This is a genomic window from Pseudomonas sp. VMV1, from assembly GCF_056790235.1.
Map to the genome: position 1 here is coordinate 131,032 of NZ_JBXGSE010000008.1, position 26,086 is coordinate 157,117.

Annotated in this window: 27 protein-coding genes and 1 riboswitch; of the genes, 15 read left to right on the forward strand and 12 right to left on the reverse strand. The window is 65.8% G+C overall.

Going from position 1 to position 26,086, the window contains the following annotated elements; genetic code table 11:
- Positions 1-24 precede the first annotated feature (24 nt).
- The 5 genes from adhP (at position 25) to ACUCV0_RS20815 (ending at position 4,798) form a co-directional block, all read left to right on the forward strand.
- Positions 25-1,056 carry an alcohol dehydrogenase AdhP gene (gene adhP / locus ACUCV0_RS20795; RefSeq protein WP_482213570.1) on the forward strand — a complete coding sequence of 344 codons (1,032 nt, stop codon included), beginning with the start codon at positions 25-27 and terminating at the stop codon, positions 1,054-1,056.
- A 175-nt stretch (positions 1,057-1,231) separates the two neighbouring features.
- Positions 1,232-1,879 (forward strand): DedA family protein, encoded by a 648-nt coding sequence (locus ACUCV0_RS20800; RefSeq protein WP_271653239.1) that lies wholly within the window; start codon positions 1,232-1,234, stop codon positions 1,877-1,879.
- 4 nt (positions 1,880-1,883) lie between these two features.
- Positions 1,884-2,720, forward strand: coding sequence for a M90 family metallopeptidase (locus ACUCV0_RS20805; protein ID WP_482213571.1), 837 nt, complete (start codon positions 1,884-1,886; stop codon positions 2,718-2,720).
- A gap of 51 nt (positions 2,721-2,771) precedes the next feature.
- Positions 2,772-3,299 (forward strand): inorganic diphosphatase, encoded by a 528-nt coding sequence (gene ppa, locus ACUCV0_RS20810; RefSeq protein WP_007161198.1) that lies wholly within the window; start codon positions 2,772-2,774, stop codon positions 3,297-3,299.
- A gap of 437 nt (positions 3,300-3,736) precedes the next feature.
- Positions 3,737-4,798, forward strand: a complete 1,062-nt coding sequence (locus ACUCV0_RS20815) for an AsmA family protein (protein WP_323149226.1) — start codon at positions 3,737-3,739, stop codon at positions 4,796-4,798.
- A gap of 286 nt (positions 4,799-5,084) precedes the next feature.
- Here the strand turns inward: ACUCV0_RS20815 and ilvA are convergent, their stop codons facing one another.
- Positions 5,085-6,626, reverse strand: a complete 1,542-nt coding sequence (gene ilvA / locus ACUCV0_RS20820; protein ID WP_482213572.1) for a threonine ammonia-lyase, biosynthetic — start codon at positions 6,624-6,626, stop codon at positions 5,085-5,087.
- A gap of 272 nt (positions 6,627-6,898) precedes the next feature.
- On the opposite strand from ilvA, the gene ACUCV0_RS20825 reads away from it, so the two are divergent.
- The 3 genes from ACUCV0_RS20825 to dxs all read left to right on the forward strand — a co-directional run bounded on the left by ACUCV0_RS20825 (position 6,899) and on the right by dxs (position 10,098).
- Entirely contained in the window at positions 6,899-7,141 is a 243-nt protein-coding gene (locus ACUCV0_RS20825) for an exodeoxyribonuclease VII small subunit (protein WP_434775171.1), read from the forward strand.
- On the forward strand, positions 7,138-8,016 hold the full coding sequence (locus tag ACUCV0_RS20830) for a polyprenyl synthetase family protein (RefSeq protein WP_482213573.1): 879 nt from the start codon (positions 7,138-7,140) through the stop codon (positions 8,014-8,016). Before ACUCV0_RS20825 ends, ACUCV0_RS20830 begins: the two co-directional genes overlap by 4 nt.
- A 150-nt stretch (positions 8,017-8,166) precedes the next feature.
- The gene (gene dxs / locus ACUCV0_RS20835) at positions 8,167-10,098 is read left to right on the forward strand and encodes a 1-deoxy-D-xylulose-5-phosphate synthase (RefSeq protein ID WP_482213574.1); all 1,932 of its coding nucleotides are present in this window, start codon (positions 8,167-8,169) and stop codon (positions 10,096-10,098) included.
- A 33-nt stretch (positions 10,099-10,131) separates the two neighbouring features.
- Here dxs and ribA read toward each other — a convergent pair whose 3' ends face one another.
- The 10 genes from ribA to nrdR form a co-directional block, all read right to left on the reverse strand.
- Positions 10,132-10,755, reverse strand: coding sequence for a GTP cyclohydrolase II (gene ribA / locus ACUCV0_RS20840; protein ID WP_323149231.1), 624 nt, complete (start codon positions 10,753-10,755; stop codon positions 10,132-10,134).
- Positions 10,756-10,850: 95 nt separating this feature from the next.
- The gene (locus ACUCV0_RS20845; RefSeq protein ID WP_323149232.1) at positions 10,851-11,483 is read right to left on the reverse strand and encodes a retropepsin-like aspartic protease family protein; all 633 of its coding nucleotides are present in this window, start codon (positions 11,481-11,483) and stop codon (positions 10,851-10,853) included.
- Positions 11,484-11,510: 27 nt separating this feature from the next.
- The gene (locus ACUCV0_RS20850) at positions 11,511-12,020 is read right to left on the reverse strand and encodes a phosphatidylglycerophosphatase A family protein (protein ID WP_323149233.1); all 510 of its coding nucleotides are present in this window, start codon (positions 12,018-12,020) and stop codon (positions 11,511-11,513) included.
- Positions 12,021-12,042: 22 nt separating this feature from the next.
- Complete coding sequence (gene thiL / locus ACUCV0_RS20855) at positions 12,043-12,999, reverse strand: thiamine-phosphate kinase (protein WP_482213575.1); 957 nt, start codon at positions 12,997-12,999, stop codon at positions 12,043-12,045.
- A 14-nt stretch (positions 13,000-13,013) separates the two neighbouring features.
- Entirely contained in the window at positions 13,014-13,505 is a 492-nt protein-coding gene (nusB, locus tag ACUCV0_RS20860; protein WP_059316438.1) for a transcription antitermination factor NusB, read from the reverse strand.
- Complete coding sequence (ribH, locus tag ACUCV0_RS20865; RefSeq protein WP_007161209.1) at positions 13,502-13,978, reverse strand: 6,7-dimethyl-8-ribityllumazine synthase; 477 nt, start codon at positions 13,976-13,978, stop codon at positions 13,502-13,504. Before ribH ends, nusB begins: the two co-directional genes overlap by 4 nt.
- 109 nt (positions 13,979-14,087) lie before the next feature.
- A complete protein-coding gene (ribBA, locus tag ACUCV0_RS20870; protein ID WP_271653247.1) occupies positions 14,088-15,176 on the reverse strand; it encodes a bifunctional 3,4-dihydroxy-2-butanone-4-phosphate synthase/GTP cyclohydrolase II in 1,089 nt (362 codons plus the stop codon).
- A gap of 10 nt (positions 15,177-15,186) precedes the next feature.
- Positions 15,187-15,849 carry a riboflavin synthase gene (locus tag ACUCV0_RS20875; protein ID WP_059316440.1) on the reverse strand — a complete coding sequence of 221 codons (663 nt, stop codon included), beginning with the start codon at positions 15,847-15,849 and terminating at the stop codon, positions 15,187-15,189.
- A gap of 142 nt (positions 15,850-15,991) precedes the next feature.
- A riboswitch (FMN riboswitch) is annotated at positions 15,992-16,151 on the reverse strand.
- A gap of 56 nt (positions 16,152-16,207) precedes the next feature.
- Positions 16,208-17,332 carry a bifunctional diaminohydroxyphosphoribosylaminopyrimidine deaminase/5-amino-6-(5-phosphoribosylamino)uracil reductase RibD gene (gene ribD, locus ACUCV0_RS20880; RefSeq protein ID WP_482213576.1) on the reverse strand — a complete coding sequence of 375 codons (1,125 nt, stop codon included), beginning with the start codon at positions 17,330-17,332 and terminating at the stop codon, positions 16,208-16,210.
- Positions 17,329-17,799, reverse strand: coding sequence for a transcriptional regulator NrdR (gene nrdR / locus ACUCV0_RS20885; RefSeq protein ID WP_007161213.1), 471 nt, complete (start codon positions 17,797-17,799; stop codon positions 17,329-17,331). Before nrdR ends, ribD begins: the two co-directional genes overlap by 4 nt.
- A gap of 181 nt (positions 17,800-17,980) precedes the next feature.
- Between nrdR and ACUCV0_RS20890 the strand changes: the two genes are divergently transcribed.
- The 4 genes from ACUCV0_RS20890 (at position 17,981) to trxA (ending at position 22,959) form a co-directional block, all read left to right on the forward strand.
- On the forward strand, positions 17,981-18,445 hold the full coding sequence (locus ACUCV0_RS20890; RefSeq protein WP_059316442.1) for a YbaY family lipoprotein: 465 nt from the start codon (positions 17,981-17,983) through the stop codon (positions 18,443-18,445).
- On the forward strand, positions 18,442-19,089 hold the full coding sequence (locus tag ACUCV0_RS20895; RefSeq protein ID WP_059316443.1) for a class I SAM-dependent methyltransferase: 648 nt from the start codon (positions 18,442-18,444) through the stop codon (positions 19,087-19,089). Before ACUCV0_RS20890 ends, ACUCV0_RS20895 begins: the two co-directional genes overlap by 4 nt.
- A gap of 1,118 nt (positions 19,090-20,207) precedes the next feature.
- Complete coding sequence (gene ltrA / locus ACUCV0_RS20900; RefSeq protein ID WP_482213577.1) at positions 20,208-21,941, forward strand: group II intron reverse transcriptase/maturase; 1,734 nt, start codon at positions 20,208-20,210, stop codon at positions 21,939-21,941.
- A 148-nt stretch (positions 21,942-22,089) separates the two neighbouring features.
- Complete coding sequence (gene trxA, locus ACUCV0_RS20905; RefSeq protein ID WP_059316444.1) at positions 22,090-22,959, forward strand: thioredoxin; 870 nt, start codon at positions 22,090-22,092, stop codon at positions 22,957-22,959.
- Positions 22,960-23,085: 126 nt separating this feature from the next.
- On the opposite strand, the gene ACUCV0_RS20910 is transcribed toward trxA, so the two are convergent.
- Positions 23,086-23,442: a hypothetical protein gene (locus ACUCV0_RS20910; protein ID WP_454253885.1), complete on the reverse strand. Its 357-nt coding sequence runs from the start codon at positions 23,440-23,442 to the stop codon at positions 23,086-23,088.
- 122 nt (positions 23,443-23,564) lie between these two features.
- On the opposite strand from ACUCV0_RS20910, the gene ACUCV0_RS20915 reads away from it, so the two are divergent.
- Genes ACUCV0_RS20915 through ACUCV0_RS20925 form a run of 3 tightly spaced genes read left to right on the forward strand, consistent with a single transcriptional unit; the run spans position 23,565 to position 26,077 of the window.
- Positions 23,565-24,107: a ZrgA family zinc uptake protein gene (locus ACUCV0_RS20915; protein WP_482213578.1), complete on the forward strand. Its 543-nt coding sequence runs from the start codon at positions 23,565-23,567 to the stop codon at positions 24,105-24,107.
- A 7-nt stretch (positions 24,108-24,114) separates the two neighbouring features.
- Positions 24,115-24,822, forward strand: coding sequence for an ABC transporter ATP-binding protein (locus tag ACUCV0_RS20920; protein ID WP_454253887.1), 708 nt, complete (start codon positions 24,115-24,117; stop codon positions 24,820-24,822).
- Position 24,823: 1 nt separating this feature from the next.
- Positions 24,824-26,077, forward strand: coding sequence for an ABC transporter permease (locus ACUCV0_RS20925; protein ID WP_271653254.1), 1,254 nt, complete (start codon positions 24,824-24,826; stop codon positions 26,075-26,077).
- The last annotated feature ends 9 nt before the right edge of the window (positions 26,078-26,086 follow it).

Below are 26,086 nucleotides of genomic sequence, written 5' to 3' on the forward strand. Positions count from 1 at the left end.
TCATGCATCCATGAGGGACTCGTCATGCCTAAAACAATGAAAGCCGCTGTCGTCACCGCCTTTGGCAAACCCCTGGAATTCCGCGAAGTCGAGGTGCCTACCCCAGGCGCCGGCCAGGTACTGGTCAAGATTGCCGCCAGTGGCGTCTGCCACACCGATCTGCATGCCGCCCAGGGCGACTGGCCGGTCAAGCCCAATCCGCCCTTCATCCCCGGTCACGAAGGCGTCGGTCATGTGGTGGCGGTGGGCGCCGGGGTCACCCATGTCAAGGAAGGCGACCGGGTCGGGGTGCCCTGGCTGTATTCCACCTGTGGCCATTGCGAGCACTGCCTGGGTGGCTGGGAGACCCTCTGTGAATCCCAGCAGAACACCGGCTACTCGGTGAACGGCGGCTTCGCCGAATACACCCTGGCCGATGCCGGCTACGTCGGCCGCCTGCCGGACAACGTCGGCTTCGTCGAGATCGCGCCCATCCTCTGCGCCGGGGTCACCGTCTACAAGGGCCTGAAGATGACCGACACCAATCCGGGCAACTGGGTGGTGATCTCCGGTATCGGCGGCCTTGGCCACATGGCGGTGCAGTACGCCCGGGCCATGGGCCTGAACGTGGCGGCGGTGGATGTGGACGACCGGAAGCTCGACCTCGCCCGCCGACTGGGCGCCGAGGTCACGGTCAATGCCCGCGAGCAGGACCCGGCGGCCTACCTGAAGAAGGAGATCGGTGGTGCCCACGGCGCCCTGGTCACGGCGGTCTCGCCCAAGGCCTTCGAGCAGGCCATCGGCATGACCCGTCGCGGTGGCACCATTGCCCTCAACGGCCTGCCGCCGGGTGACTTCCCGCTGTCGATCTTCGACATGGTGCTCAACGGCACTACGGTGCGCGGTTCCATCGTCGGCACCCGCCTGGACCTGCAGGAGGCCCTGGACTTCGCCGGCGAAGGCAAGGTCAAGGCCACGGTGAGCGCCGAGCCGCTGGAGAACATCAACGACATCTTCGCGCGCATGCATGAAGGCGGCATCGAGGGTCGAGTGGTGATCGACATGGCGCTGAGCTGAGAACCGGTCCAACAGTCCCGCGCCCATCTAGGCGCGGGACTGAACCTTTGCCCTACCGTGACCTCTGAGCGGCTGGCGTTTTTTCCCGGCGCCGATCTCGACCAGGCCACAAACGCTGGCCCCGGCTGCCCTTATAATCGCCGCCGGACCCTCGCACCTACGGTAGGCACGCCCCATGGAATTCAACCCGATCGACCTGATCCTGCACCTCGACGTCTATCTCAGCGGGTTGGTAGCCCAGTACGGCACCTGGATCTACGTCATCCTCTTCGCCGTGATCTTCTGCGAGACGGGCCTGGTGGTCATGCCCTTCCTGCCCGGCGACTCCCTGCTGTTCATCGCCGGTGCCATTTCCGCCCTGGGCGACATGGATCCCTATCTGCTGGCCGGCCTGCTGATGTTCGCCGCAGTGGCGGGCGACAGCACCAACTACCTGATCGGCCGCTTCGCCGGCGACAAGCTGTTCAGCAACCCCGACTCCAAGGTATTCCGCCGCGACTACCTGCTGCGCACCCAGGCCTTCTACGAGCACCACGGTGGCAAGACCATCACCCTGGCGCGCTTCCTGCCCATCATCCGTACCTTCGCCCCCTTCGTCGCCGGCGTCGGGCGCATGCACTACCCCTACTTCCTCGCCTACAGCGTGCTCGGTTCGCTGTTGTGGGTCGGCGGCCTGGTGAGCCTGGGCTACTTCTTTGGCAACGTGCCCTTCATCAAGCAGAACCTCACCGTCATGGTCCTGGCCATCATCGGCATCTCCCTGCTGCCGATGATCCTCGGCCTGATCAAGAGCCGTCGCGCCGCGGTCCAGAGCGGGGCCTGAGTCCTTGGGCTTCTGGCGCGCCTGGCGCGAGCGGCGCCTGCTGGAGCGGGTCGCCATCGCCGATGACCTCTGGGCGCGCCTGCGCCAGCGCCTGCCGATCCTCGATGGCCTGAGCGAGGAGGAAGACACCTGGCTGCGCGAGCACTGCGTGCTGTTCCTCGCCGAGAAGCGCCTCACCCTGCTCCAGGGCCTGGCACTGAACGACGGCGACCGGCTGCTGCTGGCCGCCCAGGCGCTCTTGCCGCTGCTGCACCTGCCGGAAGCGGCGCTCTACCCCAATGTCCGCGAGATCGTCGTCTACCCGGACGCCTTCGTCAGCCCGCAGCGCCATCGCGACGAGGGCGGCCTGGAACACGAGTGGGACGAGGAACGCGACGGCGAAGCCTGGGACCGCGGCCAGGTGGTGCTGGCCTGGCCCGGCATCCAGGCCAGTGGCGGCTGGGAGGCCTACAACCTGGTCATCCACGAATTCGCCCACCTCATCGACCTGCTCGCCGGTGGCCTGTGCAATGGCCAGCCGCCGCTGCACGAAGGCATGCCCCAGGCCGCCTGGACCAGCGCCTTGCAGATCGCCTACGACGACCTCAATCGCCAGCTCGATGCCGATCCGGATGCGCAGACCGTCCTTGATCCCTATGCGGCGGAAAGCCCCGAGGAATTCTTCGCCGTCGCCTGCGAGTACTTCTTCAGCGCCCCCGACCTGCTCAGCGAGCACTATCCGGCGGTCTACGCACAGCTGCAGCAACTGTTCCGCCAGGACCCATGCAGCCGTCTCGCCGCCAGCCTGGCGAGCGTGCAACACCCGACAACCCCGGGGTCCGAGGCTCGAACCCCGATCTGAAAGCGCCTATACTCCCGGCCACTTTTCCCAACCGACCAGAGGGACCCGTTCATGAGCTACAGCAAGATTCCCGCCGGCAAAGACCTGCCGAACGACATCTACGTCGCCATCGAGATTCCGGCCAACCACGCGCCGATCAAGTACGAGATCGACAAGGACAGCGACGCCCTCTTCGTCGACCGCTTCATGGCCACCCCCATGTTCTACCCGGCCAACTACGGCTACATCCCCAACACCCTGGCCGACGATGGCGATCCCCTGGACGTGCTGGTCGTGACCCCCTACCCGGTCGCGCCCGGCGCCGTGATCCGCGCCCGTCCGGTCGGCGTGCTGCACATGACCGACGAAGCCGGTGGTGATGCCAAGCTGATCGCCGTCCCCCACGACAAGCTGAGCGTCCTGTACAAGGACGTGAAGGAATACACCGACCTGCCGGCCCTGCTGCTGGAGCAGATCAAGCACTTCTTCGAGAACTACAAGGATCTGGAGAAGGGCAAATGGGTCAAGGTCGAAGGCTGGGGCGACGCCGACGCCGCCCGCGCCGAGATCACCAAGGCCGTGGCCGCCTACAAGGGCTGATCCGCGTTCCTTTCGAAAAGCCCGGCTCGCCGGGCTTTTCTGTTTCCGGACGTCACACCAGCCATTCCGGACTTCCTATCCGGCGGCAAAGCGACTACTCTGCACCCCTCGTCGCCATCCGCGACCCTGCGCCGATCCGCCATCTGCCGATCGCCGCCCGAGGCCATGGCCTCTTTCTCATCTGCCCGGCAAGGGCAACCCGGGCGGGCCGGGCTCACCAAAAATCAGCTCAACCCGCCCTCGAAAGCCGGCCACAAGCCGGCTTTTTTGCACCTGTCGTTCAAGCCCTGGCCGGGTAGTGCGGTGGGGCGCCGGCCGCCAAGCAGAGCCGCTCGCGACATTCGGATCTGCCTGAATCAACGGGCTGACGAAGCAGAAAGAAACTCAGACCCGCTCTGCAGGGTCGACCGGGAACGAGTCCGCCCTGAGCTGCCATCATGTCCCGTCGTCTGCGTTTGCCTCTTTTCATCCTTATCGGCCTGGTCGCGCTGCTGCTGTGTCTGCACCTGGCTGCCCCCCTGGTGATCCGCCACTACCTCAACGAGAAGCTCGCGGACATGGGCGACTATCGCGGCCAGATCGCCGACGTGGACCTGGCCTGGTGGCGCGGCGCCTATCGCATCGAAGGGCTGGAGATCGTCAAGGTCAACGGCAAGGTGCCGGTGCCCTTTCTCAAGGCGCCCAGCATCGATATCGCGGTGAGCTGGCGTTCGCTGTGGCAGGACCATGCCATCGTCGGGCGCATCCTCTTCGATCACCCCGAACTCAATTTCGTCGACGGCGGTGCACGCAAGGAGCAATCGCAGACCGGTGAAGGCACCGACTGGCAGGACCAGGTGGACAAGCTGATCTCCATCACCCTCGACGAGGTACGGGTGGTGAATGGGCGGGTGACCTTCCGCAACTTCAACTCCAAGCCCCAGGTGAACCTAGCGGCCACCGACGTCAACGCCAGCCTCTACAACCTGACCAACGCCGCCGACGCCCAGGGCGAGCGCATCGCCCACTTCGAAGGCAAGGCCGCCATCCTCGGCAGCGCCCCCCTGGAAGCCAGCGCCCGCTTCGATCCCTTCAAGGATTTCACCGACTTCGATTTCCGCCTGAGAGTCACCGACATCGACTTGCCCAAACTCAACGATTTCGCTCGCGCCTATGGCAAGTTCGATTTCCGTGCCGGTAGCGGCGACGTGGTAGTGGAGGCCAAGGCGGTGGACGGCCGGCTCAGTGGCTACGTCAAGCCGCTGATGAAGAACGTCGACATCTTCGACTGGCAGCAGGACGTCGAGAACCGCAACAAGAACGCCTTGGAAAGCGCCTGGGAAGCCGTGGTGGGCACCGCCCAGACCCTGCTCAAGAACCAGCCCCGCGACCAGTTCGCCACCCGGGTGGATCTCTCAGGCAGCGTGAAGAACCAGGACATCAGTCCGCTACAGGCTTTCTTCAATATCCTGCGCAACGCCTTCGTCCAGGCCTTCAGCGCGCGGTATGACGCGGATTGACGCTCTCGTAGGTTGGCGCTGAGCGTAGCGAAGCCCAACAGCTAATTTCTAACGTCTGGCCGCCCTCACCCCAGCCCTCTCCCGGAGGGAGAGGGGGCGATTGGACTCCGTAGCGTGGAAAACGGCGCAGCCTTTTCCACTGACGGGCTCCAGTGCCCGTTACAGACTATCGCGGCCATGGGCCGCTCCTACAGGCATGGATGAGCCCGTAGGAGCGGCCCATGGCCGCGATCAATGCAGAGCGGCCGCATCGATGGACTGCCATGCTGCGGTCCTGAAAACCCAATCACCCGATAAACAACCGATACGCCGGATTCTCGGTCTCGTCCCAATAGCGATAGCCGATGGCATCCAGGGTCGCCAGCAGCTCGCCCCGCTCGGCATCACTGGCTTCCAGCGCAGCGAATACCCGCCCATCCGCCGCGCCGTGGTTGCGGTAGTGGAACATGCTGATGTTCCAGCGGCCGCCCAGGCGGTCGAGGAAGTCGAACAGCGCCCTGGGCCGCTCGGGGAATTCGAAGCGGAACACCTGCTCCTCACCGACCCGTGCCGCGTGGCCACCCACGGTGTGGCGGATATGCAGCTTGGCCAGTTCGTTGTCGGTCAGGTCCAGCACCGGGAAGCCCTGGTCGCGCAGGCCCTGGATGAGGACGTCACGCGGATCGCGCTGCGGATGGGTCTGGACACCAACGAAGATATGGGCCTCCTGGCCGGTGTGGTACCGGTAGTTGAACTCGGTGATCTGCCGCCGGCCCAGGGCCTCGCAGAAGGCGCGAAAGCTGCCCGGCCGCTCGGGAATGGTCACGGCGATGATGGCTTCGCGCTGCTCGCCCAGCTCGGCGCGTTCGGCCACATGGCGCAGGCGGTCGAAGTTGATGTTGGCACCGGAGTCAATGGCCACCAGCACCTGGCCGCCACTGCCTGCGCGCTCGGCGTACTTCTTGATCCCGGCCACCCCCAGGGCGCCCGAAGGCTCGGTGATGGAGCGGGTATCGTCGTAGATGTCCTTGATCGCCGCGCAGATCTCATCGCTGTTCACGGTGATCACTTCGTCCACGTAGCGCCGGCAGATCTCGAAGGTGTGATGGCCGATCTGGGCCACGGCCACGCCGTCGGCGAACAGCCCTACCCGCGGCAGGACCACTCGTTCGCCGGCGGCCATCGCCTGCTGCAGGCAGTTGGAGTCGTCCGGCTCGACGCCGATGACCCGGATCTCGGGGCGCAGGTATTTCACATAGGCCGCGATACCGGCGATCAGACCACCACCGCCCACGGGGACGAAGATGGCGTCCAGGCGACCGGGATGCTGGCGCAGGATCTCCATGGCCACGGTGCCCTGGCCGGCGATGACGTCGGGATCGTCATAGGGCGGCACGAAGGTGTAGCCCTGCTCCTCGGCCAGGCGCAGCGCCTCGGCCAGGGCCTCGGGAAAGGCGTCGCCGTGCAGTACCACCTCACCACCACGGGACTGCACGCCGATGACCTTGAGCTCGGGGGTAGTGCGCGGCATGACGATGGTCGCCCGCACGCCCAGCTCGCGGGCCGCCAGGGACAGGCCCTGGGCATGGTTGCCGGCGCTGGCGGTGATCACCCCACGGGCCTTCTCGCTGGCCGAGAGGCTGGCCAGCTTGGTGTAGGCGCCACGAATCTTGAAGGAAAACACTGGCTGCAGGTCTTCGCGCTTGAGCAGCACCTGGCAGCCCAGCCGTTCGGACAGCGCCCGCGCCGGTTGCAGGGGCGTCTCGATGGCCACGTCGTAGACGGGGGCTTCGAGAATCTTGCGGGCATAGCGCTGCAAGAGAGCGGTGGCGGGTTCCTGGGCGGTCATGGTGGGCTCCTGCGGTATTTCGTCGGGGCCCAGGAGACAGAAAGAACAAACCCGCCTCTTGGGCGGGTTTGGTTGCGCAGCTAACGCTGTCCCGCCATCAGGTAATGGCGGTAATAATGCTGGGGCGTTGGGGGCTGCGCGTATTCATGACCGCTACCCTAGGGCCTCGACGAGCACCGCGTCAAGCAGCGCCGCCGAGTGTGGCAAAATTGCTACCCTGCTCCGCCCTTTGCTACCTTCCCGCGATCCGATCGCGTCTGCCGAGAATCCCGATGGCCCGCAAGAAAGCTCCCGACTTCGAACAATCCCTGGCCGAACTGCAGACCCTGGTGGAACGCCTGGAAAGCGGCGAGCTGTCCCTGGAGGACTCCCTCGGCGCCTTTGAACAGGGCATCCGCCTGACCCGCGAATGCCAGGGCGCCCTGGCGCAGGCCGAGCAGAAGGTGCAGATCCTGCTGGAAAAGGATGGCGAACTCACGGCCGCCCCCTTCGCTCCGGGCGGGGACGACGCATGATCGAGGCCTACCAGCAACGCTGCCAGACCCGCGTCGATACCGCCCTCGCTCCCCTCTTCAGCGCGCCCCGCGCCGAACTCGCCCGGCTCTATGCCGCCATGGCCTATAGCGTCATGGGTGGCGGCAAGCGAGTACGGCCGCTACTGGTCTACGCCGCCTGCGAAGCCCTGGGGGGCGATCCGGCGCGCGCCGACCAGGCGGCCTGCGCGGTGGAGCTGATCCACGCCTATTCCCTGGTCCACGACGACCTGCCGGCCATGGACGACGACGACCTGCGCCGCGGCCGACCCACTACCCACAAGGCCTATGACGAGGCCTGCGCCATCCTCGCGGGCGACGGCCTGCAGACCCTGGCCTTCGAGACGCTGCTGGCGGCGCCCCAGGCTGCCGCCGTGCGACTGGAGATGGTCGCCGTGCTGGCCCGCGCCAGTGGCCCGGCGGGCATGGTCGGTGGCCAGGCCATCGATCTGGAATCGGTCGGCCGGCGTATCGACCAGCCGGCGCTGGAAACCATGCACCTGCACAAGACCGGTGCCCTGATTGCCGCCAGCGTCCAGCTCGGCGCCCTGGCCAGCGAAGCCGCCGGCCCTACCGAGCGCGACGCCCTCGCCCGCTATGCCGAGGCCATCGGCCTGGCCTTTCAGGTGTGGGACGACGTGCTCGACATCGAGAGCGATACGGAAACCCTCGGCAAGCGCCAGGGCGCCGACCTCGCCCGCGACAAACCGACCTACCCGGCGCTGCTTGGCCTGGAAGCCGCTAAGGCCTATGCCTTGGAGCTACGCGACACCGCCCTGGCCGCCATAGAGCCGCTGGGCGAGCCCGCCGAACCCCTGCGCGCCCTGGCCCGCTATATCGTGGAACGACGTAGCTAGACGCGCTCCAGCGGAAAAACTCGCGACCCGAGCCGCATTTGCCCCCGGGTCCGTTGTCACAGGGGCATGACAAGACGCCCTGCCCGCTGTTGGGATGCCACGCGGGCATCGGGTAAACTGCCTAATTCTCTGCGCAAAGTGATCAGCCAGATGCCCAAGACGTTTCACGAGATTCCCCGCCAGCGTCCCGCGACGCCCCTGCTCGACCGCATCGACTCGCCGGTGCAGCTGCGCCAGCTCGATGACGCCGAGCTGGAAGCCGTCGCCGACGAACTGCGCGCCTTTCTCCTGTGGACCGTGGGCCAGACCGGCGGTCACTTCGGCGCCGGCCTGGGCGTCATCGAACTGACCGTGGCCCTGCATTACGTCTTCAACACCCCGGAAGACCGGCTGGTGTGGGACGTGGGCCACCAGGCCTATCCGCACAAGATCCTCACCGGTCGTCGCGAAGGCATGGCCAGCCTGCGCCAGAAGGACGGCCTGGCTGCCTTCCCGCGCCGCAGCGAGAGCGAATACGACACCTTTGGCGTCGGTCACTCCAGCACCTCCATCGGCGCTGCCCTGGGCATGGCCATCGCCGCCCAGTTGCAGGGCATCGAGCGCAAGTCGGTCGCGGTGATCGGCGACGGCGCCCTGACCGCGGGCATGGCCTTCGAGGCGCTCAACCATGCCTCGGACACCGGCGCCAACATGCTGGTGGTGCTCAACGACAACGACATGTCCATCTCGCGCAACGTTGGCGGCCTGTCCAACTACCTGGCGCGGCTGCTTTCCAGCCGTACCTACCAGCACCTGCGCGAGAACGGCAAGAAGGCCCTATCCAAGCTGCCCGGTGCCTGGGAAATCGCCCGCCGCACCGAAGAAGCCGCCAAGGGCATGCTGGTACCCGGCACCCTGTTCGAGGAGCTGGGTTGGAACTACATCGGCCCCATCGACGGCCACGACCTGCCGACCCTGGTCAGCACCCTGCGCAATCTGCGCGATGCCAAGGGTCCGCAGTTTCTCCATGTGATCACCCGCAAGGGCAAGGGCCTGTCCATCGCCGAGGCCGATCCCATCGGCTATCACGCCATCACCAAACTGGAGCCGCTGGACGCCAAGCCCAAGCGCCCGGGTGCGCCCAAGTACTCCAACATCTTTGGCGACTGGCTGTGCGACATGGCCGCCGCCGACTCCAAGCTGGTGGGCATCACCCCGGCGATGAAGGAAGGCTCCGACCTGATCCGCTTCGCCGAACGCTACCCCGAGCGCTATTTCGACGTGGCCATCGCCGAGCAGCACGCGGTGACCCTGGCCGCGGGCCTGGCCTGCGACGGCATGAAGCCGGTGGTCGCCATCTATTCCACCTTCCTGCAGCGCGGCTATGACCAGCTGATCCACGACGTGGCGGTGCAGAACCTGGACGTGCTCTTCGCCATCGACCGCGCCGGTCTGGTGGGCGAAGACGGCCCGACTCACGCCGGCAGTTTCGATCTGTCCTATCTGCGCTGCATCCCCGGCATGGTGATCATGGCGCCCAGCGACGAGAACGAACTGCGCCGCCTGCTTACCACCGGCTATCGTCATCAGGGTCCGGCGGCGGTGCGTTATCCCCGTGGTAGCGGCCCCAACGCCGCCCTCGACCCGGGCCTGGAACCCCTGCCTATCGGTAAAGGCGTGGTGCGTCGCCAAACCAGCCAAAAGAGCGGCCCCAAGGTCGGCTTCCTGGTCTTTGGCGTGCAACTGGCCGAAGCCCTGCAGGTCGCCGAGCGTCTGGACGCCAGCGTGGCCGACATGAGATTCGTCAAGCCGCTGGACGAGGCGCTGATCCGCCAGTTCGCCGCCGACCACGACCTATTGGTCACCGTCGAGGAAAATAGCGTCATGGGTGGCGCCGGCAGTGCGGTCAACGAGTTCCTGCAGGCCAACGCCCTGCTCCGGCCGGTACTCAACCTGGGCCTGCCGGATAGCTACATCGAACACGCCAAGCCGGCCGACATGCTGGCCGAATGCGGCCTCGATGAGGCGGGCATCGAACGCTCAGTACGCGAGCGTCTGGCCCTGGCGGACCTGGCACCGACCGGTCTGCGCAAGGAAGCCTGAGCGCAGCCTGCAGCTGGCCAGTAAAAAGGCGCCCTAGGGCGCCTTTTCCATGTCTTCGTTCTGGTGCAGATTACCGAGCATGTGACCCAGCTTGCCGGCCTTGGTCAGCAGATAGCGGCGGTTGTGCGGATTGAGCCCCTCTTGCAGAGGCACCCGCTCGGCTACGGGAATCCCCAAGACTTCCAACGCCTTCACCTTGCGCGGATTGTTGGTCATCAACCGCAGCGAGGTGATGCCCAGGTGGTCGAGCATCGGCTTGCACAGGGCATAGGTGCGCTGGTCGGCGCCAAAGCCCAGACGTTCGTTGGCTTCCACCGTATCGGCCCCGGCATCCTGCAGCTCATAGGCACGGATCTTGTTGAGCAGGCCGATACCACGCCCTTCCTGGCGCAGATAGAGCAGCACGCCACGGCCCGCCTCGGCGATGGCACGCAACGCCGCTTCCAGCTGGAAACCGCAGTCGCATCTCAGGCTGAACAGCGCATCGCCGGTCAGGCATTCGGAATGCAGCCGTCCCAGCACCGGCTCGCCGTCGGCCACGTCGCCGAAGGTCAGGGCGACATGCTCCTTGCCATCGGTCTCATCGAGAAAACCGTGCATGGTGAACAGGCCGAAGGGGGTGGGCAGTTGGGAGGCGGCGACAAAGACGACGGACACCTGCAGGCTCCTGACGGGGAAAGACGTACATTGTAACCTTTTCCCCGGGTCCGGCGTCATCGCCAGGGGTTATGACGTCGATACCCGATGATCTATCAGCGCGCCTGGACGTAGAAGATGCCCTGGGCCTCGCGCCAGCCGACCCGATTGAGGAAACTCATGCCCAGCAGACCCTGGCTGGGGTAGTTGCCCTCCAGCACCATGGCCTCCACCCCGACGACCTCCACATCGCCCAGGCGCACCTGCTTGAGCGTGGTACGCCAGGCGCGGGCATGACCACTGGCGGTCTCCACCCAGCCCTGAGTGCCGTCCCGGTAGCGGATCCCCAACTGGTCGGCCTGGGCACCGCTCAGGGCCACGCTGGTGGCACCGGTGTCCACCAGCAGGGATACCGGCCGGCCGTTAACGTTGGCGGTGACCTGATAGTGACCGTTGTTGCTGCGTGGCACGCTGAATTCGCGGTGCTGCGGCGCGCTGTAGCCATCGCTGTATTCGCGATCGAGACCGAAGGCCTGGGTCCGGCCCTCGATGCGCAGCACCGCTTGCTGGGAATCCGCGCTGACCACCTCGACCTCGTCCAGCCGCTGCCCGACCTTGAGCAGCTTGCGCTGGCCATTGACGTTGACCACCGCCGCGCCGTTGAACAACCCCACGACCCTGACCTGGGGCTGCGCCCAGGCGAGCGTACCGACGGCCCAGATGAGGCCGCACGCGCCCAGTCTTTTCACTGCCCTGCTCCTTGGGCCTGCGTCTCGTCAGCCGACGAGATGACCCCAACCGATATGTAGTCCCTGAACCACCAGCCAGGCGAGGATGCCGGCCAGTACATCGTCGACCATGATGCCGACGCCGCCGCGGACATTGACATCCAGCCAGCGGATTGGCCAGGGCTTGCAGATGTCTAGCACGCGGAAGGCGACGAAACCCACCACTAGCCAGATCAACCCCGGGGGCGCCAGCCAGAAGGTGATCCAGATGCCGACCATCTCGTCCCAGACGATGCCCTCGTGGTCGTGCACGCCCAGCTCCCGGGCAACCTTGCCGCACAACCAGCAACCGAACAGGGTGAGGATCACCAACAACAACGGATAGCTCCAGCCAGTGAGCAGCTGCCACAGCGGCACGAAGGGCAAGGCGATCAGCGATCCCCAAGTACCGGGTGCCTTGGGCAGGGTGCCGGAACCCAGGCCAAAGGCCAGGAAGTGCCAGGGATCACGCCAGACCGACAGGGGGACCGGCTGGGCGGGGGCTTGGTGTTCGCTCAAGGAAGGACTCCGCTCGAAGGCGCTAGAAGTGTTGGAAACCGGTCTGCGCCGGCGTCATGGGCTGACCGTCGGCGGCGAGGACAGCAACACCGCTGCCCGTCTCGACCCGACCGATCACCTGCGCCTGGGGCCAGGCGACGGCCAGGGCCGGGGCCTGCTCGGGCGGCAGGGTGAAGACCAGCAGATAGTCATCGCCCGCGCCCAGCGCTAGGCGCAGCACCTCGTCGGCCGGAAACAGCTCGGCCAGCGCCGGGCTCACCGGCAGCCGCGCGGCCTCCACCACCAGTCGCACGCCAGAGGCCGCGGCGATATGCCCGCAATCGGCCACTAGGCCGTCGGAGACATCCTGGGCCGCCGTCGCCCTGCCCCGCAACCAGAGGCCGAGTTCGAATTGCGGTTGGGGCGCCCAGTAGCGAGCCAGCAGGCGCCGACTGGCGGCGCCCTCTGGAGCACGCTGGCCGAGAACGAAGGGCAAGGCGCCCCCTGCCTCGCCGGGCGCGCCGCCCAGGCACAGCAGATCGCCCGGCCGGGCGCCGCTGCGCAGCAGCGCCTGACCAGCCGGAACCCGACCGAAGACCGTGAGAGTGAGGGACAGTGGACCGCGGGTGGTATCACCTCCGACCAGGCGCAGGTCGCACCGCTCGGCCATCTGGGCGAGTCCTGCGGCGAGGCCTTCCAGCCAGCTCGGCTCGACCGCCGGCAGGGTCAGCGCCAGGGTGAAGCCCAAAGGCGCCGCACCCATGGCGGCCAGGTCGCTGGCGCTCACCGCCAGGGCGCGCTGCCCGAGGCCGAAGGCGTCCGGGCAGGGATCGGGGAAGTGCACCCCGGCGGTCAGGGTGTCGGTGGATACCGCCAGCTGCTCACCCGGAGCGGGTGCCAGCAGCGCGCAGTCGTCACCGATCCCCAGGGCCACGCCCGGACCGCCGCGCGCGCAGGGCGCCGCGGCGAAATAGCGACGGATGAGTTCGAATTCACCCATGCCGACGTGGGCGATCAGCGCTTGCCGCGCAACTCGGCGCTGCGCAGCTTGGGCGCCAGCTTGTCCAGCACGCCGTTGACGAACTTGTGGCCGTCGGTGGCGCCGAAGATCTTGGCCATCTCGATGCCCTCGTTGATCACCACGCGATAGGGCACGTCGATGCGCTTGAGCAGCTCATAGCAGGACAGCCGCAGCACGGCGAGTTCGACCGGGTCCACCTCGTCCATGGCACGGTCCAGGCAGGGCAGGATCAGACCGTCGATCTCGCTCTTGTTGGCCGGGACGCCATGGAGGACTTCATGGAAGTAGGCGCCGTCGACCTTGGCGAAGTCGTTGTCGACGCGAAACTGCGCCTCGATCTCGTTGATCGCCTGGCCCGCCATGTGCCACTGGTACAGGGCCTGGACCGACAGGCTGCGCGCTTCGCGGCGAGCAGCCAGTTTGCCGGTGGGGGCCTTCTTGCCCGCGGGCTTGCCGGCCGCGGGCGGAGTCAGATCGCCGCTCACTTGGCCTCCAGCTGCGCCAGCAGGCTGACCATTTCCAGAGCGGACAGGGCCGCTTCGGCGCCCTTGTTGCCGGCCTTGGTGCCGGAGCGCTCGATGGCCTGCTCGATGGAGTCGACGGTCAGGACGCCAAAGGACACCGGGACGCCGAATTCCATGGAGACCTGGGCCAGGCCCTTGGTGCACTCGCCGGCCACGTATTCGAAGTGGGGCGTGCCGCCACGGATGACCGCGCCGAGGGCGATGATGGCGTCGAATTCGTCGCGCTGGGCGATCTTCTGCACGGCCAGCGGGATCTCGAAGGCGCCGGGGACGCGGATGATGGTCAGGTCGTCCGGCTTGATGCCGTGGCGCACCAGGGCGTCGATGGCGCCCTGCAGCAGGCTCTCGACGACGAAGCTGTTGAAGCGGCCGACCACCAGGGCGAAACGGCCCTGGGGAGCGATGAAGGTGCCTTCAAAGGTCTTGATGTTCATGTGCGGGTCCAGTTGTCAAAGAGCCGGACGGCCGGCAACTGCCAGGCCGTCCGTGGAAATCCAGGTGAAGCGCGCCGCACCACCCGGGCGGGCGCGCCAGGCGGAAGGGTCATTCTTCAGGAGGCAGATAGTCTACTACTTCCAGGTCGAAGCCGGATATGGCGTTGAACTTCATCGGCGAGCTGAGCAGCCGCATCTGACGAATGCCCAGGTCGCGCAGGATCTGCGAACCGGCACCGACGGTGCTGTAGGTGGACAGTGCCTTGGGCGCCGGACGCGGCTCGCGCAGATGCGCCAGCAGGTCGTCGCCTTCCAGCGAGTGCCCCAGCAGCAGCACCACGCCAGCGCCTTCGCGAGCGACCCGCTCCATGGCGCTGCGCAGACTCCAGCGACCCGGCTGGTGGACCTGCAGCAGGTCGCGCAGCGGGTCCATGTTGTGCACCCGCACCAGGGGCAGCTCCTGGCTGGCCAGGTCACCGCGGATCAGCGCCAGATGGACGTCGCCCTCCACCTCATCGCGGTAGGTCACCAGCTTGAAGGGGCCGAGTTCGGTATCGAGCTGCTGCTCGTCGATGCGCTTGACGGTGTGCTCGTGAAGCAGGCGGTAGTGGATCAGATCGGCGATGGTGCCGACCTTGAGGCCGTGCTGCTCGGCGAAGGTCTCGAGTTCGTCGCGACGGGCCATGGTGCCGTCGTCGTTCATCACCTCGCAGATCACGCCGCTCTCGGCGAAGCCGGCCATGCGCGCCAGGTCGCAGGCGGCCTCGGTGTGGCCGGCGCGGGCCAGCACGCCACCGGGCTGGGCCATCAGCGGGAACATGTGGCCAGGGCTGACCACGTCGCCGGCCTTGGCGTCCTTGGCGATGGCGGCCTGCACGGTGCGCGCCCGGTCAGCGGCGGAGATGCCGGTGCTGATGCCCTCGGCGGCCTCGATGGAGACGGTGAACTTGGTGCCGAAGCCGGAGGCGTTGCGGCTGGCCATCATCGGCAGATTGAGGCGTTCGCAGAGGCCCTTGCTCATGGGCATGCAGATCAGGCCGCGGGCATGGCGGGCCATGAAGTTGATGTGTTCGGCGGTGACGCATTCGGAGGCGATGATGATGTCGCCTTCGTTCTCGCGGTCCTCGTCGTCCATGAGGATGACCATCTTGCCCGCGCGGATGTCCTGGATGATGTCTTCGATGCTGGAAAGTGCCACGGTGTCGTCCTTAGCGCTGCAGATAGCCGTGTTCGGCGAGGAAGTTTTCGGTGACGCCGCCCTTGCTGGACTCGGCGGCCTTGTCGCCCAGCAGCAGGCGTTCCAGGTAGCGGGCCAGGAGGTCCACCTCCAGGTTCACCCGCCGACCGGCGCGGTAGTCGGCCATGATGGTCTCGCCGAGGGTGTGGGGTACGATGGTCAGCTCGAACTCGGCGCCGTCCACCGCGTTCACCGTGAGGCTGACGCCGTCCACGGTGATGGATCCCTTTAGGGCGATGTAACGGGCCAGCTCGGCCGGGGCGCGCAGACGGAATTGCACGGCACGGGCGTTATCTGCGCGGGAAACCACTTCGCCGAGGCCGTCCACGTGGCCGCTGACCAGGTGGCCGCCGAGACGGCTGGTGGGCATCAGCGCCTTTTCCAGGTTGACCCGGCTGCCAGGCTTGAGCCCACCCAGGCTGGTAAGGCTCAGGGTCTCGCGGCTGACGTCGGCCCAGAAGCCGTCGCCAGGCAACTCCACGGCGGTGAGGCAGACCCCGTTGACGGCGATGCTGTCGCCGAGCTTGACGTCGGCAAGGTCGAGCTTGCCGGTGGCGACATAGAGGCGCACGTCTCCGCCCTTGGGCGTGAGGGCGCGGATCTCGCCGAGGGCTTCGATGATTCCGGTAAACATCAGCTCAGGCCTCCAAGAGGCGGAGCCGAAACGGCGGTGCAGCTAGACATCGACGAACTCCTGTTTCGGTGAAAAAACAGGGCGTACGGACAGAAGGGAAATCAGACGGACGAGGGGCTCGCACCCCTGCCAGGCGAGGCTATCCCGTTCTCTCTCATCCGGACTATGACCGTCGGCCCCGGAATCCAACCGGGTCTGCTGACCTCCCCCGCCGCAGAGGGCAAGGGAGCGCTCGCGGGCTCGTCCCGAGTCGATCGGGCATTACCGCCGGTGGGGAATTACACCCCGCCCTGAGAACTCGCTACCCGCAGGCAGCGCAGGTTTTGTAACACAGTTCGCCGCCAGGGGGCCAGGGGCGTCAGGCACGCCGGACAGGTCGGGCGATCAGGTGCAGGTCCGCGCCCACCGGCGTGGCGCTGAGGATCTCCAGCTGCGGTGCCTCGGCCAGGTGCTCCAGCGGCCAGTCCAGCAGCGGTCGGGCGCTGGAGCCGAGGAACTTGGGCGCCAGGAACAGATGGTACTCATCGACCAGCCCGGCCTGGGCGAAGGCACCGGCGAGGTGCGGTCCGGCTTCCACCAGGACGTCGTTGACCTGCTCGCTGCCCAATCGGGTCAGCAGGGCGGCCAGATCGACCTGGCCCTGGGCGCCAGGCAACGCCAGGTAGTCGTGACCAGCAGCGGCATAGGCAGGCGCCTCGGCGGCCATACCGGCCACTCGCGCCGCGCCGGCCTGGAAGAACGGGGCCGTGAGCGGCACCCGGCCGCGGCCGTCCACCAGCAGCCGCTGCGGCGTGCGCAGGGTGGCCAGCTCCAGTTCGTCACCGCTCAGGCCCAGCTCGGTCTGGCGCACGGTCAGGCGGGCGCCGTCGGCCAGCACGGTATCGGCGCCGGTGATCACCACGCCCGCTTCGGCCCTTAGCCGCTGGACACTCTGGCGCGCCAGCGGCCCGGTGATCCACTGGCTCTCGCCATTGGCCATGGCGGTGCGACCGTCCAGACTCAGCGCCAGCTTGACCCGCACGAAGGGCCGCCCGGTCAGCATGCGCTGGATGAAGCCGGCATTGAGCGCCCGGGCCTCGGCTTCCAGCACCCCGGCGCGGGTGGCGATGCCAGCGGCGGCGAGACGGGCGAGGCCACGGCCGGCCACCAGCGGATTGGGATCGGTCATGGCTGCCACCACCTCGGCCACGCCAGCCGCGACCAGGGCGTCGGCGCAGGGCGGCGTGCGGCCATGGTGGCTGCAGGGTTCCAGGGTCACATAGGCGGTGGCGCCGCGCGCGGCCTCCCCCGCCTGGCGCAGGGCATGCACCTCGGCATGGGGACCGCCGGCCTGGCGGTGCCAGCCCTCGCCTACTATCCGGCCGTCCCGGACGATGACGCAGCCAACCTGGGGATTGGGCGCCGTGCTGTAGCGGCCGAGCGCCGCCAGCGCCAGGGCGCGGGCCATCCAGAATTCGTCATTCATCTCGTTGGCAGGGCTCATACCGGCTGCTTGCCCGGATCCTGGGCCAGTCGCTCGATCTCGTCGCGAAACTCGGCCAGGTCCTGGAATTGCCGATAGACCGAGGCGAAGCGGATATAGGCCACCTGGTCCAGCTTGCGCAGTTCATCCATCACCAGTTCGCCCACCACCCGGGAACGGATCTCCCGCTCGCCGGTGGCGCGCAGCCGGTGCTTGATCAGGGCGATGGCCTCTTCCAGGCGCTCGACGCTGACCGGCCGCTTCTCCAGGGCGCGCTGCATGCCGGCGCGCAACTTGTCTTCGTCGAAGGGCTGGCGGGTCCCGTCCTGCTTGATCAGTCGCGGCAGGACCAGCTCGGCGGTCTCGAAGGTGGTGAAACGTTCCTGGCAGGCCAGACATTCACGCCGCCGGCGCACCTGCTCGCCGGCCGCAACCAGCCGGGAATCCGTGACCTTGGTGTCGTGGGCGCCGCAGAAGGGACAATGCATGGGAGAGTCGACCGCCGGAAGGGAAAGCCCTCATGGTACCCGATCACCCCTCGTCGGGAACCTCCGGGTACCGGACGAATCGACAGCTAGAGGCCGCCAGGCTATAAGAGCGCACTCTACTCGACGGCCACTCCTCAACCTCCCGTGCAGCCCTCGCGGGCCGCGACCTACGGATCCTGCCATGACCCCACGCGTCCTCCTGCCCCTGCTGCTCACCGGTCTGCTCGTGGCGTGCTCCAGCCCACCCGAAACCACGCCGCCGCAGCCCACCACCCCGGCCGACGAGCCGGTTCCGGTGGCGGGTGCTCCTACCCCGGCCAATCTGCGCGAGATCTCCGGCGTCTTGCGCAATGCCCAGGGCCTGGTCCCGGCCGGTGCCCAGGTCGAGATCGCCCTGCTGGCGGTCAACGCCAAGGGCCTGCCCCAGCGCCTGCTGGCCAGCGAGACGGTGACCGGCAAGGGCGCGCCCCTGGCCTTCCGCCTGCCCTTCAACCCGGACATCTTCCCCACCCGTCCGGACCTCAAGGTGGAATTCCACGCCCGTCTGATCCAGGCCGGTCAACTGGCCAGCTACCTGCCACCGGTCGGTGTGGGCGGGCCGACCACGCAGAACCTCGGCGAACTGGTGCTGAACCAGACTCCGTGACCCCGCCCTCCGACCTTGCCGACGCCCTGGCGGCGCTGCTCGGCGACGCCCGCCTCCGCCTGCAGGCCTTGCCCGGCAGTACGCTATCCTTGTGGCTGGTCGATCCCGCCAACATGACGCGGGCCTTTTCCCCGGCGGAAACCCAGCGCCTGCTGGAGGCGCCGCCCTACTGGGCCTTCTGCTGGGCCAGTGGTCTGGCCCTGGCGCAGTGGATAGTCGCGAACCCCGCGGTAGTCGCTGGGCGCCAGGTACTGGATTTCGGCAGCGGTTCGGGCATCGCCGGTCTCGCCGCCGCCCAGGCCGGCGCGGCGCGGGTGGTCTGTTGCGACCTCGATCCATTGGCACTGGCCGCCTGTCGTGCCAATGCCCGGGCCAACGGCCTGCAGATCCAGACGCTGGCCGATTTCCAGGCCAGCACCGAGCGCTTCGAGCTGATCCTGGCCGCCGACGTGCTCTACGACCGCGCCAACCTGTCCCTGCTGGGATCGTTGCAGAGCCGTGCCGACAGCCTATTGCTGGCCGACTCGCGCGTACGCGACCTGGTCCACCCCGGTTTCAGCCGCCTCGCCGAACTCCAGGCCTGCACCCTGCCGGATCTGGCGGAGCCGGAAGAATTCCGCCGCGTGACGCTCTATCAGGGCTGAGCCACCTGCCTTGTTTCCAAGGGCGGCGCCCCCACCTATAGTGCATCTTTCGGTGCGACACGAATGCTCGTGTTGTGCTTGGTCGACCAGCTTAGTCTTGGCGCCGAAACCCTTGTTCTACAGGGGTTTGAAGCCTAAATAAAGCACGAGAGCCGGCTCTGCCGCGCCTGATTCGACCCACTTGTGGGGACAATGCGATCCCTGCTTGCCAGGGTAAGTACGTCTCAAATTTGGCCATTTTTGGCTATAAATTGATCAGTCAGACGTAACAGAGAGCAGTTTCCGCCATGGAAATTGTATCTAAATGTAACAAGACTCCCTGTGGGTGATTTGACCCCGCAAGGGGTCAATCCATCTCTGGGATGCCTTGGTCTCATTTGGCCCATGCCAACGTCGTGAGACGCTAGGGTATCTCGTCCAAGCACGGAGCAACCGCTCCGCTTGTGCATTGCTCAACCTTGCTAATACAGGGGGCACCGAGCCTGGCATGTACCTGCCAGTTCACTACATCGGCATGCGTCGGGGGCCAACCCTGAGGTGTGAAGCCCGGTGGACAACGTCCTATCCCTCACGGGACACGCAGGTCTGGCAACAGCAGCGTGACGCTTCCGAATTGCACGGAGGCAAGGGGCTAGTGACCCAACCCGCATGGTTAACTCATGTGAATCATCGTTCGAACCCTCGTAAGCACTACTGGGCCCACGGCAATTTATGGGCCCTGGCCAAAATCGGCAAAGCAGATCGGCGCTCGCTGTCGAAAGAAGCGACGCGGTACCACTACGACTGCCGGGGGAAAGATGGAACCTAACCGGGGAATCGATGCACAGCGGGGAACGTGGCAATCCCGACCACCCGCCTAACCAGCAACATCGGAAGGCAGGCAATCCGCAAGGAAAGCTGTTGGGTGTGGGGAATGGGAGGGTGCAAAAAGCGAATGGCTGTCTGTAATGGGCGGCATATCGGTTGAAACATCATCGAAAGGGGCAACCCTGGCTGACGTGCACCTGGTTTACGGGCGCATGATCTAGTGCTGATTTCCAGCGAAACGACCCTAGGGGTGACTTCAACCCCTAGGGGGAGAAGTCCGTCCCGAAGGTTACTGACCTGAGGAGGACTGTATGAATACGCAACCAGAAACATCGGTTTCGTCTGCGTCTCCTGAAGGCGTGAAGGGCTGGCACGATCTCGATTGGGCCAAGATCCAGATCTCCGTTCGGAAAACGCAGTTGAAGATTGCGCAGGCAACAATGGCCGGTGACTGGCGTAGGGTTAAACGCCTACAACGGTTACTGACCCATTCGTTTTATGGCCGCTGTATGGCTGTAAGACGGGTGACGGAAAACCGGGGTCGCAAGACTCCGGGCGTCGATGGAGAAACCTGGGGGACGCCTCCAGCCAAGCTCCACGCCGCGAAGCGTCTATCGGAGAAACGAGGCTATCGGCCCAAACCGCTAAAAAGGGTTTGGATACCGAAGCCAGGGAAGAAGGAAAAGCGCCCGCTAGGCATACCGACGATGTTTGATCGGGCCATGCAAGCGCTCTACCTGTCCGCCCTGGAACCCGTCATCGAAAGCACCAGCGACCCGAAAAGTTTCGGCTTCCGGCCGGATCGCTCGACCGCTGATGCGATGGTTGAAATCTTTCAGTTAATGTCGCAAGACGACTCACCTATGTGGGTTCTGGAAGGTGACATCAAGGGGTTCTTCGACAACATCAATCACGAGTGGCTGTGCCAGAACGTCCCTATGGACAAAAAGGTACTGCGGCTTTGGTTGAAGGCCGGGGTCATTGACCGGCGACACTTCATGGCTACGGAGGCCGGGACGCCACAAGGTGGGATTATTTCGCCCTGTTTGGCTAACGCCACCCTTAACGGTTTGGAGAAGCAGCTCAAAGGCCATCTGGCCAGAAAGCTAGCGGGTACCAACGCCGATACGCCCAGAGTGCATGTGGTGCGATACGCGGACGACTTCATCATCACAGCAGCTACCAAAGAGCTGTTGACTGACGAGGTCATACCTTGGGTCGAGCAATTCCTGTCAATACGAGGAGTGAGCTTGTCCCAAGAGAAAACGCAGATAACCCACATCCTTCAGGGCTTTGATTTCCTAGGGTGGAATTTCAGGAAATACGTGCCGAAATCGCCTTACCGACGGACCAAACTGTTTACCAAACCCTCGAAGAAGAACATCTCGACGTTCTATCGAAAGGTAAGGGACATAGTGAGATCCAGTGGGGCTCTGACTCAGGAAGAGTTGATCAGCCGTCTGAACCCGGTACTACGAGGGTGGGCTCAATACCATTCTCAGGCTGTTGCTAAAGCTACCTTCAAGAAACTAGATAACTTGATTTTCTGGTTGCTGCGAAGGTGGGCGAAGCGCCGACATCCGAAGAAGCTAGCTACGTGGAGCTGGAACAAATACTTCCATTCCATCGGCGGGCGGAAACAGGTGTTCGCGCATCCCTATAGAGGCAAGAAGGGAGAGCGAAAGTATCGTGAGCTTTATGAGCTAACGAAGACCGTAATCAAGCGCCAAAAGCGTCTATCAGGCGGGTACCACCCGTACGACGCTGCGCTTGAGCAGAAATGGGAAAAGCTAAGGGTCCAAAGGATGCAGCACAAGCTGCGTTTCAGGAAACAAATCCTAAGCCTTTACCGGCGCCAGAAAGGGAACTGCGCTCTGTGCGGTCACGCGATTACCAGGGAAACGGGCTGGGACGACCACCATGTCATTCGACGGGTGGACGGCGGCAAGGACACTCTGAAAAATCGCGTACTTCTCCATCCCAACTGTCACTCGCTGATTCACAGCCAGCGTAAACAAGTGACTCTGCGACACAGCGGTCTGTAATGATAGGATCGTTAGTCAACGTTGCCGGTCAGCCTCTGGGCTGACTTTTCGTAAGCTTGAGCCGTGTGCTGTGAAAGTCGCAAGCACGGTTCTTAGGGGGCTCCGGATCAGGAATGATCTGGGGCCACCCGCCTCTGCCGAGTCCGCCATGAGCCAGGTCCCCTACATTTTCGACGCCACCCTCGACACCTTCCAGCAACAGGTCATCGACGCCTCCTTCAGCACCCCGGTGCTGGTGGACTTCTGGGCCGAGTGGTGCGCGCCCTGCAAGGTGCTGATGCCGCTGCTGGCCAAGATCACCGAGTCCTATGGCGGCGCCCTGCACCTGGCCAAGGTCAACTGCGACATCGAGCAGGAACTGGTGATGAGATTCGGCATCCGCAGCCTGCCGACGGTGGTGCTGTTCAAGGACGGCCAGCCGGTGGACGGCTTCGCTGGCGCCCAGCCGGAGTCGGCCATCCGTGCCCTGCTCGAACCCCATGTGCAGGCCTTGCCACCGGCCGCGGAAGATCCGCTGGAAGCCGCCCAGGCGCTGTTCGCCGAAGGCCGTTTCGCCGAGGCCGAGGCGCTGCTCAAGGCGCTACTGGAAGAGGACAACAGCAACGCCCTGGCGCTGATCCTCTATGCCCGCTGCCTGGCCGAGCGCAATGAACTGGACGATGCCCAGGCGGTACTGGATGCGGTCAAGGGCGACGAACACAAGCAGGCCCTGGCCGGCGCCCGTGCCCAGCTGACCTTTCTCCGCCAGGCCGCGAGTCTGCCCGAGGTCGCCGAGCTCAAGAGCCGCCTGGCTCGCGATGCCGGTGATGACGAAGCCGCCTACCAGCTGGCCGTGCAGCAACTGGCCCGCCAGCAGTACGAACCGGCGCTGGATGGCCTGCTCGACCTGTTCCGCCGCAATCGTGGCTATGGCGACGACCTGCCGCGCAAGACCCTGGTGCAGGTCTTCGATCTGCTGGGCAATGACCACCCGCTGGTCGCCACCTATCGCCGCCGCCTGTACCAGGCGCTGTACTAAGCGCCTATCGATAACGGCTGCGTCGCCCTGGGCGCAGCCTTATCCACAGCCAGCGCCCGCCTGGCGTTGTGGACCTTTCGTAGCGTGGAAAACCGCCCAGCGTTTTCCACCAAGCTACCTCTAGCTTCACCCCTGCCAGATATAGAACTGCGCCTCCCCCACTCGCTCCATGCGCACCTGGGGACTGTGCCTCAGCCGGACCAGCAGCTGCTTGGCCACGCCCAGATTGCCGGTCAGCTTTTCCAGCGCCACGAGGATGTCCGGTCCGCTGAGCCGCCCGGCGGAGCTGAGCAGCTTGACCACCTGATCCCAGAGCATGTCGCCTCCCGACTTGGGCCCGCTAGGTGCGGCGGCCACCGCCGCAGCAGGCAGGGGCGCCTCCGTCGGCCGCAGGGCCGCGGCCAGGCGCTGCCAGTCGGCCTCATCCAGTTCTACCGTGAGATCCACGGGCTGGCTGCCGATGGTTCCGCGAATGCGTACCATGGTGTTCTCCTCGTCGTGCAGAGGCCCATGCTCCCACAGCCACCGGCCGACGCCAAACCAAGGTTGCAGCGCGGAAAAGCAACAACATAACATAGCGCCTTTCCGTTCACTGGAAGCCCACCATGCGCCTGCCCCTGCTGACCTTCTGCCTTGCTGCCGCACTCGTCCAACCGGCCCTTGCCCATGACGACCATGACGAACACGAGCACGGCGCCCTGGGTGCCCATGTGCACGGCGAATCCCACCTCGATCTGGCACAGACCGATACGGGCCTGGAGTTGCAGTGGCGCAGTCCGGCGGCCGATCTGCTGGGTTTCGAACATGCACCGCGCAACCAGAAGGAGCAGGACGCCGTCGCCGCGCTTCGGCAGAGCCTGGAGAATCCTCAGGCACTGGTGAAGCTGCCCGCAGCAGCCGATTGCCAATTGGCCGAAGCCAGTGCCATCAGTCCGCTGTTCGCCAAGGACACCAACGCCAGCGGCCATCTGGATGTGGAAGCCACCATGAGCTTCACCTGCAACAAGCCGACCGCCCTCGACGGCCTGGACCTCTCCGGCTGGTTCGCCCGCTTTCCCAACAGTCACAGTGTCGAAGTGCAGGCCATCGTCGCCAGCGGCCAGCAGGGCGCCGAGCTGACGGCTCAGCAACCGCGATTGAAGTGGTAGGACGGCCATGAGCACCGCGCCCCTGGTCGAGATCCGGGACCTTGGCTTCGCCTGGCCTGGCCAGGCGGAATGCCTGGATATCCAGCACTTCCAGCTGGCGCGCGGTGAGGCGCTGTTTCTCGAAGGCCCCTCGGGTAGCGGCAAGACCACCCTGCTCGGCCTGCTCGGCGGCGTGCAGCGCCCCAGCCGCGGCCAGGTCCGGCTGCTCGGTCAGGATCTGGGGCAACTCGCCACTGCCCGGCGCGATCGTTTTCGCGTCGACCACACCGGCTTTCTCTTCCAGCAGTTCAACCTGCTGCCCTTTCTCTCGGTGCTGGACAATGTCCTGCTGCCCTGTCAGTTCTCCAGACTGCGCCACGAGCGTGCCCGCGCGCGCCATGGCGATCCGCAGGACGCTGCCCTGACCCTGCTGCGCGCCCTGGGCCTGAGCGATCCCGACCTGCCCCGGCGCCCGGCCCGCGAATTGTCCATCGGCCAGCAGCAGCGGGTCGCCGCCGCTCGCGCCCTGATCGGCCAGCCGGAACTGGTGATCGCCGACGAACCCACCTCGGCGCTGGATATCGATCACCGCGACGCCTTCCTGCAGCTGCTGTTCGCCGAATGCGCCGCAGCCGGCGCCGGCCTGCTGTTCGTCAGCCACGATCGCGGCCTGGCAGGCCATTTCGACCGCCACCTCACCCTGGCCCAGCTCAACGCTGCCCGGGCGGAGACCTAGGATGCCCCTCCTTCAGCTGGCCTGGGCCAGCCTGCGCAATCGTCGCGCTACCGCCCTGCTCACCATCTTCACCATCGCCGTCTCGGTGGCCCTGCTACTAGGCGTCGAACGGCTGCGCACCGAGGCCAAGGCCAGCTTCGCCAGTACCATCGCCGGCACCGACCTGGTGGTGGGCGCCCGCTCCGGCGCGGTCAACCTGCTGCTCTATTCGGTGTTCCGCATTGGCAATGCCACCAACAACATCCGCTGGGAAAGCTACGAAAAGCTCGCCGCCGATCCTCGCGTCGCCTGGACCATCCCGCTGTCGCTCGGCGATTCCCACCGCGGCTACCGGGTGCTGGGCACCGACGGCAACTACTTCACCCACTATCACTATGGGCGCAACCAGCCCCTGCGCCTGGCCCAGGGCCGGCCCTTCAACGACGTCTTCGAGGTCGTGCTGGGCGCCGAGGTGGCCAAGGCGCTGCACTACCGGCTGGGCGACAAGATCGTGCTGGCCCATGGCGTCGCCACCATCAGCCTGACCGAGCACAGCGACCATCCCTTCACCGTGGTCGGCATCCTCGCGCCCACCGGTACCCCGGTCGATCGCACCCTGCACATTCCGCTGAGCGGCATGACCGCCCTGCACCTGGACTGGCGCGGCGGCATGCCCGGCCCCTCGCTCAGCGATGCCGAGGTGCGCCAGCGCGACCTCACCCCGCAGGATCTCACGGCCGCTCTGGTCGGCCTCAAGAGTCGGGTAGCCACCTTCGCGGTGCAGCGTGCGGTCAACAGCTATACCGGCGAGCCCTTGCTGGCGATCCTGCCCGGCGTGGCCCTGCAGGAACTCTGGGGTCTGCTCGGCACCGCAGAACAGGCGCTGCTGGTGATGTCGCTGTGCGTGGTCCTCACTGGTCTGGTGGGCATGCTTACCGCCCTGCTCGCCAGCCTTAACGAACGGCGGCGGGAGATGGCCATCCTGCGTTCGGTGGGCGCCCAGCCGCGGCATCTGTTCGGCTTGCTGCTGGCCGAAGCACTGGCCCTCACCCTGGCCGGCTGCCTGGGCGGCCTGGCCCTGCTCTATGGCGCCATCGCCCTGGGCCGCCCCTGGCTGCTGGCGGAATACGGTCTGGCATTGCCGCTGGACTGGCCCTCGCTCTACGATGGGCAACTGCTCGGCGGCATCCTGCTCGCCGCCCTGGTGCTCGGCTGCATTCCGGCCTGGCGCGGCTGCCGCCAGGCCCTCACGGACGGGTTGTCCGTGCGACTATGAACGAGGCCC

What these genes read in the sequence shown, in the direction of transcription:
- adhP (WP_482213570.1), top strand. Translation starts at nt 25, where the DNA reads ATGCCTAAAACAATGAAAGCCGCTGTCGTCACCGCCTTTGGCAAACCC.
- ACUCV0_RS20800 (WP_271653239.1), top strand. Translation starts at nt 1,232, where the DNA reads ATGGAATTCAACCCGATCGACCTGATCCTGCACCTCGACGTCTATCTC.
- ppa (WP_007161198.1), top strand. Translation starts at nt 2,772, where the DNA reads ATGAGCTACAGCAAGATTCCCGCCGGCAAAGACCTGCCGAACGACATC.
- ACUCV0_RS20815 (WP_323149226.1), top strand. Translation starts at nt 3,737, where the DNA reads ATGTCCCGTCGTCTGCGTTTGCCTCTTTTCATCCTTATCGGCCTGGTC.
- ilvA (WP_482213572.1), bottom strand. Translation starts at nt 6,626, where the DNA reads ATGACCGCCCAGGAACCCGCCACCGCTCTCTTGCAGCGCTATGCCCGC.
- ACUCV0_RS20825 (WP_434775171.1), top strand. Translation starts at nt 6,899, where the DNA reads ATGGCCCGCAAGAAAGCTCCCGACTTCGAACAATCCCTGGCCGAACTG.
- ACUCV0_RS20830 (WP_482213573.1), top strand. Translation starts at nt 7,138, where the DNA reads ATGATCGAGGCCTACCAGCAACGCTGCCAGACCCGCGTCGATACCGCC.
- dxs (WP_482213574.1), top strand. Translation starts at nt 8,167, where the DNA reads ATGCCCAAGACGTTTCACGAGATTCCCCGCCAGCGTCCCGCGACGCCC.
- thiL (WP_482213575.1), bottom strand. Translation starts at nt 12,999, where the DNA reads ATGGGTGAATTCGAACTCATCCGTCGCTATTTCGCCGCGGCGCCCTGC.
- ribH (WP_007161209.1), bottom strand. Translation starts at nt 13,978, where the DNA reads ATGAACATCAAGACCTTTGAAGGCACCTTCATCGCTCCCCAGGGCCGT.
- ACUCV0_RS20875 (WP_059316440.1), bottom strand. Translation starts at nt 15,849, where the DNA reads ATGTTTACCGGAATCATCGAAGCCCTCGGCGAGATCCGCGCCCTCACG.
- ribD (WP_482213576.1), bottom strand. Translation starts at nt 17,332, where the DNA reads ATGAGCCCTGCCAACGAGATGAATGACGAATTCTGGATGGCCCGCGCC.
- nrdR (WP_007161213.1), bottom strand. Translation starts at nt 17,799, where the DNA reads ATGCATTGTCCCTTCTGCGGCGCCCACGACACCAAGGTCACGGATTCC.
- ACUCV0_RS20890 (WP_059316442.1), top strand. Translation starts at nt 17,981, where the DNA reads ATGACCCCACGCGTCCTCCTGCCCCTGCTGCTCACCGGTCTGCTCGTG.
- ltrA (WP_482213577.1), top strand. Translation starts at nt 20,208, where the DNA reads ATGAATACGCAACCAGAAACATCGGTTTCGTCTGCGTCTCCTGAAGGC.
- trxA (WP_059316444.1), top strand. Translation starts at nt 22,090, where the DNA reads ATGAGCCAGGTCCCCTACATTTTCGACGCCACCCTCGACACCTTCCAG.
- ACUCV0_RS20910 (WP_454253885.1), bottom strand. Translation starts at nt 23,442, where the DNA reads ATGGTACGCATTCGCGGAACCATCGGCAGCCAGCCCGTGGATCTCACG.
- ACUCV0_RS20915 (WP_482213578.1), top strand. Translation starts at nt 23,565, where the DNA reads ATGCGCCTGCCCCTGCTGACCTTCTGCCTTGCTGCCGCACTCGTCCAA.
- ACUCV0_RS20920 (WP_454253887.1), top strand. Translation starts at nt 24,115, where the DNA reads ATGAGCACCGCGCCCCTGGTCGAGATCCGGGACCTTGGCTTCGCCTGG.
- ACUCV0_RS20925 (WP_271653254.1), top strand. Translation starts at nt 24,824, where the DNA reads ATGCCCCTCCTTCAGCTGGCCTGGGCCAGCCTGCGCAATCGTCGCGCT.